Source organism: Kamptonema sp. UHCC 0994 (assembly GCF_029167235.1).
Lineage (GTDB): Bacteria > Cyanobacteriota > Cyanobacteriia > Cyanobacteriales > Microcoleaceae > Kamptonema.
Genome location: NZ_JARFTR010000080.1, coordinates 308 through 5,043 on the forward strand (window position 1 = coordinate 308; position 4,736 = coordinate 5,043).

Annotated in this window: 6 protein-coding genes; all 6 read left to right on the top strand. The window is 46.2% G+C overall.

Annotated elements, in window-relative coordinates:
* The first annotated feature begins 313 nt into the window (after positions 1-313).
* A complete protein-coding gene (locus tag PY364_RS08020) occupies positions 314-829 on the top strand; it encodes an N-acetyltransferase (RefSeq protein ID WP_275521715.1) in 516 nt (171 codons plus the stop codon).
* 46 nt (positions 830-875) lie between these two features.
* On the top strand, positions 876-1,139 hold the full coding sequence (locus PY364_RS08025; RefSeq protein WP_275521716.1) for a hypothetical protein: 264 nt from the start codon (positions 876-878) through the stop codon (positions 1,137-1,139).
* A 35-nt stretch (positions 1,140-1,174) separates the two neighbouring features.
* Positions 1,175-2,359, top strand: coding sequence for a murein transglycosylase A (locus tag PY364_RS08030; RefSeq protein WP_275521717.1), 1,185 nt, complete (start codon positions 1,175-1,177; stop codon positions 2,357-2,359).
* Positions 2,360-2,797: 438 nt separating this feature from the next.
* Entirely contained in the window at positions 2,798-3,319 is a 522-nt protein-coding gene (locus PY364_RS08035; protein ID WP_275521718.1) for a hypothetical protein, read from the top strand.
* Positions 3,309-4,307, top strand: coding sequence for a tetratricopeptide repeat protein (locus PY364_RS08040; RefSeq protein ID WP_275521719.1), 999 nt, complete (start codon positions 3,309-3,311; stop codon positions 4,305-4,307). The genes PY364_RS08035 and PY364_RS08040 overlap by 11 nt, the downstream gene beginning before the upstream one ends.
* On the top strand, positions 4,288-4,736 hold a 449-nt coding region (locus tag PY364_RS08045), incomplete at its 3' end, for a tetratricopeptide repeat protein (RefSeq protein ID WP_343277562.1). The genes PY364_RS08040 and PY364_RS08045, both read left to right, overlap by 20 nt.

The following is a 4,736-nucleotide window of genomic DNA, read 5'->3' on the forward strand; positions in this document are numbered from 1 at the left end:
TCTCGACAGGGCGGTTGAAACCGCGTCTACACAGACAAAACCCGCCTTCGCGGGTTGTAAAATCCTCACGAAATCCCCAGTCCGCGAAGGCGGACTTCGTTTGTGTAGCTGCGAATTCTATTCGCCCTAGCTATAAAATTCTCGACAGGGCGGTTGAAACCGCGTCTACACAGACAAAACCCGCCTTCGCGGGTTGTAAAATCCTCACGAAATCCCCAGTCCGCGAAGGCGGACTTCGTTTGTGTAGCTGCGAATTCTATTCGCCCGGCTATTTGCTTATTGACTGTAGAAATTTAATCACAGGGAACTTGTTATGTTATCTTTTGCTGTTGAAACAGATACGGATGTAACGGCGATTCGCGCCTTGCTGATAGCGGCTTTCGGCGGGATCGGTGAGGCAGATTTGGTAGAGGTAATCCGCAAGTACCCAAATTTTATCCCCGAACTGTCGCTGGTGGGATGGGAAGATGGGGAGGCGATCGCGCATATTCTGTTTACCAGTATGCTGATTGAAGGGCGCGATCGCACGTTTGGGGCCCTCGCCCTCGCCCCCCTAGCAGTCGCCCCACAACGCCAAAGACAAGGCATTGGTAGCCAGTTGGTAGAATTTGGTTTATCAAAATGTCGCGAGTTGGGTCACGGTATTGTTGTGGTTGTAGGTGAACCCGAATATTATCAGCGTTTTGGCTTTCAGAGGGCGAGTCAATTTGGTTTGACTCCTTCCTTGGAATTACCCGATGAGGTGTTTATGGTGACGGAACTCTATCCCGGCGCTTTGAAGGATGTTAGCGGCTTAGTGCGCTATCCAGCATATTTTGATGGAGTTTGAGGGTTAAGATGTAAAATCATTATAAATTCTAAATTCTAAAATCAGTATGGCCAGAGCTCCTAATGAATTTGTTGTCCACTTGATGCTAGAAGGCGGCCACCAGCAAGAGGTGCGTTTCGCTACCCTGCAAGATTTTCAGAAGTGGTACAGCGGGGTGATTGTACCCAAATTCGACTCTAAAGAATTTGTTAACGTCCCGATGAAAAATCGGGAAAATGAGTATATGGTGGTTCGCCCTGGTAGCGTAATCGGGATTCGTGTGGAACCTGTTTATAGTTCTAGGCCTGATTTTTCAGACGTAGACGAATAAGGCAAAACCTCTCTAATTTAGGTCGAATACTACTTATGCCTTATTCTATATTCTCGCTGGGCCGCCTGTTCGCTTGTGGCTGTCTGTTTCCTGTTGCCTTGTCTTGGGCGGTTTTTGCTGATGTCCCACCGCTACAACGGATGACTCCCGATCGGTTGGATGTTGTTAGCGGGTCGGATATTTTAGGTTTAGATGGTCAAATTTGGGGCGAGGCGGGTAAACCGGGAGATAAGCGATCGCTTCTGATTGCGATTGATTATAGCTTAGTCTATTTGCGATCGCCCAAAGCTGCTGCTGCTTATCAGAAGTATCCTGTAGCTGAAATTACGCGCGATCGCGTTCGTCTTTCTTTGCAACGTTTTCGCCAATTAGTTGTTAGTTCTAATTCTCCTGCACAATTACAAGCATCTGTCAAGCGAGAATTTGTATTTTATCAAGCTGCCGGCAAAGATGGCAAGGGAACTGTGGGTTTTACGGGCTATTTTGAGCCAATTTACCATGCTTCGCGGGAACCGACGGCGGAATATCGCTATCCCCTTTATCGCTTACCTCCTAATTTAGCATCTTGGCCGAAACCCCACCCGACGCGGTTACAGTTGGAAGGGGCGGATGGTTTGGGTGCAACGCGATTGCGAGGGTTAGAATTAGTTTGGTTGCGCGATCGCTTTCAAGCTTTTTTAGTTCACGTTCAAGGTTCTGCCAGGCTGCAATTACCTGATGGCAATGTAATGACTGTTGGTTATGCTAGCAAAACCGATCGCCCTTACACTGGCGTAGGTAGAGAGTTAGTTAGAGATGGAAAATTTACTTTAGAAGACTTGACTTTAATTAGGCTTACTCAATATTTTAAACAATTTCCTGCGGATATGAATAAGTATTTGCCCCGCAATGAAAGTTTTGTATTTTTTAGGGAAACAAACGGTGCGCCGGCGACGGGTAGTTTGGGTTTACCCGTGACTCCTGAACGTTCGATTGCTACGGACAAATCTTTGATGCCTCATGGTGCTTTAGCCTTGATTAATACTCGGATTCCTTATCAGAATCAAGGAGGGAAATTAGAGCAAATTGCTGTTAGTAGATATGTATTAGATCAGGATACTGGGGCAGCGATTAAAGGGCCTGGGAGAGTGGATGTTTTTATGGGTACGGGGGATTTGGCGGGGGATAGGGCGGGGTTAATTAATGCTACTGGGGAGTTGTATTATTTGATTTTGAAGTAGGGGAAATATTGAATTTTGGTAAATTTTGGGCGATTGAATTTGGGCGATTGAAATCGCATCTACACAAACAAAGTCCGCCTGCGCGGACTGTAGAATTAAATTCAACCCGCGAAGGCGGGTTTCGTCTGTGTAGACGCGGTTTCAACCGCTAATTTTACAGTATTTGCAAAAGCCTGTAGGGGCGGGTTCGCCAAAATATCTGACACCTATCGACAATCCTAAAAACCCGCCCCCACCCCACGAAAAATCAACAATTAATTCAATTTAACAATTAAGGCGAGGATCGTTGTTCGGGGTTATTCGTTGGGTGGGGGCGGGTTATCAAGATTATTAGTTATGTGGCAATAATTGTTGGCGAACCCGCCCCTACAGAATTGGGATACTCTTCCTCTAATATTATAGTATAATCAAAGTTATTACACGGTCAGAGTGCGACAAATGCTAAACAAAATTTGGCAATATATCAAGGGATTATTTCAACAATTACTGATTATTTTTCCCCTATTTCCGAAGGAGAATAGCGGCCGTCGCACTCCTGTAGGGCCACCGCGTCTCACGCGGACTGATGCGGAATATGAAGCGATATTTATGCAGCTTTTAGAAGAGGTGGATCGGGGTACTAGCAGCGGGAATGTGGCCGGGTTTTTGATGGTGAAAGGTGTTAAAGAGACGGAGTTAGCGGCTTGGTTGCGGCAATTTGGTGAGAGGTTGTTAGGGACTGATAATCCATCGGTGGAATCGCATCAGGAATTGGCGCGGCGGTTGGTATTATTGAGTCAAATTCGCGGTGGGGAATTGGGAGGAGTTGCGGGGGAATTTGGCAAGAGGATTTTAGCTAAGTTTCCGCTGCCAATTGTTGAGGAAGATTGGCGGGGGAAGGTGATTGAGGCGGTGTTTGTTGGCGATGGTTTGGGAATAGAAATTAACGGCAAAGGTGCAGAGGACGCAGATGGAAATTAAGATGGTTAATCAAAAGGCTGAGGAGTGGTTTAGTCGGGGATATTTGCAATATGAAAAAGGGGATTTTGAAGGTGCGATCGCCTTTTACAAGAAAGCCATTGGCATCCAACCTGACTTCTACAAAGTTTGGTATAACTGGGGTGAGGCGCTGTATGAATTAGGGCAATTTAAAGAAGCGATCGCTGCTTACGACAAAGGGATTGAATTTAAACCTGACTTGTACCAAGCTTGGTATAGCCGAGGTAATGTACTGTATCGCTTACGGCGATTGGGAGAAGCGATCGCCTCTTTTGACAAAGCTTTAGCCATTCAACCAGATTACCACGAAGCTTGGTATAACCGGGGCGTGGCACTGGGAAAATTAGGAGATTTTGAAGACGCGATCGCATCTTTTGACAAAGCTTTAGCCATTCAACCAGACTACCACGAAGCTTGGTATAACCGGGGCGTGGCACTGGGAAAATTAGGGCGATTTGAAGGCGCGATCGCTTCTTACGACAAAGCTTTAGTTATTAAACCAGACTACCACGAAGCTTGGTATAACCGGGGCATGGCACTGGGAAAATTAGGGCAATTTGAAGGCGCGATCGCTTCTTACGACAAAGCGATTGAATTCAAATTCGACAAGCACGAAGCTTGGAATAATCGGGGGATTGCGCTGAAAAATTTAGGGCGATTTGAAGACGCGATCGCATCTTACGATCGAGCGATTGAATTGAAAATCGACAAGCACGAAGCTTGGATTAATAGAGGGATTGCGCTGAAAAGCTTAGAGCGATTTGAGGACGCGATCGCCTCTTTTGACAAAGCTTTAGCTATTAAACCAGACTACCACGAAGCTTGGCATAACCGGGGTGTTGCACTGAGACAGTTAGGAGACTTAGAAGGTGCGATCGCCTCTTTTGACAAAGCCTTAGCTATTAAACCGGATTACCAGGAAGCTTGGCATAACCGGAGTATTGCAATTAGTGAATTATCCGAGCGATAAAACACCTATTTTCCGAGTAAAATCTCGGAGGTTGGATCAAAATTTGTTGGGGATGGTTTGGGAAGAGAAATTAACCGCAAAGGCGCAGAGGACGCAGAGGGAAATGGAAATGCTTAATCAAGAGGCTGATGCGTGGTTTGATCGGGCAAAAGAGCAAGATGAGAGAGGGGATTTTGAAGGTGCGATCGCCTCTTACGACAAAGCCATTAAATTCAAACCTGACGACCACAAAGTTTGGAATAACCGGGGTTTGGCGCTGTTTAACTTAGGGCAATTTGAAGAAGCGATCGCCTCTTACGACAAAGCTATTGAATTCAAACCTGACGACCACGAAGCTTGGAATAATCGGGGTTTGGCGCTGGATGACTTAGGGCGAATTGAAGAAGCGATCGCCTCTTACGACAAAGCGATTGAAATCAAACCTGACGA